Raw genomic sequence first — 517 nt, 5'->3', positions numbered from 1 at the left:
CGGGGCGGAATACGAAGCGTTGCGCATCAATGTGCCGCGTTGGATCCCGCGCCTAACCGCGTGGCGAGGCGGTCGGTAGCGGCTGTAACGCACGACCTCGGCGCTGATTTTTGACGAGGCTCTTCAGCAAAGTTTGTCTGCAATTGGCCCTGGCTGTGTGAAAACGCGAAATCTCGCCGAGGGCAGAGAATCTGATTCTCAGATGCGGCGGCGCTGCAGTTCAGTTTGCTCCTCACGCACCCAGAGTGGTGCTTACGAAGGAATACTTTTTTCTGCAATTTGCTCGGCGCTGCGTTTTTACACAACCAAGGCCCTGAGCAGACATGCTGAAGGCCAGCCCGGATGTCCGCTTCTCCGATTGGAGCACCGCAATCCGCCGATCCGCGCGCGACTGGAGCGGCGGATTGGACCTTGCGGCTCATCCGCCCCATGCCACTGATTTGCCCGACAGGGCAAGGGCCCAAGTCAAAAATATTTCTGTTCTTAAGAAGGGCAAATCAGTTTATGAATCCGCCCA

The 517-nt window shown here is 57.3% G+C and carries 1 protein-coding gene; it reads left to right on the top strand.

The window, feature by feature from the left end:
- Positions 1 to 323: 323 nt before the first annotated feature.
- Positions 324 to 517 (top strand): hypothetical protein (locus ACFFWD_RS29330; RefSeq protein ID WP_376971258.1); only part of this gene is annotated, 194 nt, incomplete at its 3' end.

It is taken from the genome of Bradyrhizobium erythrophlei (assembly GCF_042430365.1).
GTDB classification, from domain to species: Bacteria; Pseudomonadota; Alphaproteobacteria; order Rhizobiales; family Xanthobacteraceae; genus Bradyrhizobium; species Bradyrhizobium erythrophlei.
Note: the sequence above shows the minus strand (reverse complement) of the source record. Positions and strands in the feature narration are given on the sequence as shown.